This window comes from Vibrio sp., assembly GCF_050299255.1.
Classification (GTDB): domain Bacteria; phylum Pseudomonadota; class Gammaproteobacteria; order Enterobacterales; family Vibrionaceae; genus Vibrio.
Genome location: NZ_JBNKVP010000190.1, coordinates 1 through 644, shown reverse-complemented (window position 1 = coordinate 644; position 644 = coordinate 1). Strand labels below are relative to the sequence as shown.

The following is a 644-nucleotide window of genomic DNA, read 5'->3' as shown; positions in this document are numbered from 1 at the left end:
AATACACCGTTTGACACTTTAGGTTCTTACCAGGTTGGCCCCGGCGCCGTCGGGAACGCCGTATTTATTCAAGGAGCCGGCGACCGGCTCGAACATGCTTTCTCTGGTTGGCAGGCCGACCAGTTCTCGGTCAGTTTCTGGATGAAACTCGATTACGCGGAAGGCGTGACCAATTACACCAGTATAGGTCCGGGCTGGGACAAACTGCAATTTGTCGTCAATAGCAATAACGCGGTTCGTCTGGTGATGAACTCCGAAGTATTGACAGAACTGCCGACAGAACAACAACTCAAACCCATTGACCAATGGAACCAGTGGACGCTCAGTTACGATGGCGACACCCTGACGGCCTATCAAAACGGTCAGCAGGTAGCCAATATCAGTGGCATCGCGCCCCCAGCCAAACCTTGGTGGAACTTTAAAGTTGAGTTCGGCAAAAACCTGGCTGATGGCTCTCTGGTCACCGGAGGCCTGGATGAGTTTAGGGTTTACGACCGGCCGCTAACCAGCCAGGAAGCCTGGCAGCTGTATGACAACCCGGAAGGCACCAATCCAGGCCAAATCAGCCTCACCCTGCCCACCAGCCCCGGTAGCGAGGTCGACAACACTCCGGTGACCGGTTCGCTGTACCATTTTGCTTCCCA

1 protein-coding gene is annotated in these 644 nt (G+C 54.8%); it reads left to right on the top strand.

Annotation, left to right across the window (positions count from 1 at the left end):
* On the top strand, positions 1-644 hold a 644-nt coding region (locus ACQY6F_RS18970; RefSeq protein WP_428776680.1), incomplete at both ends, for a LamG domain-containing protein.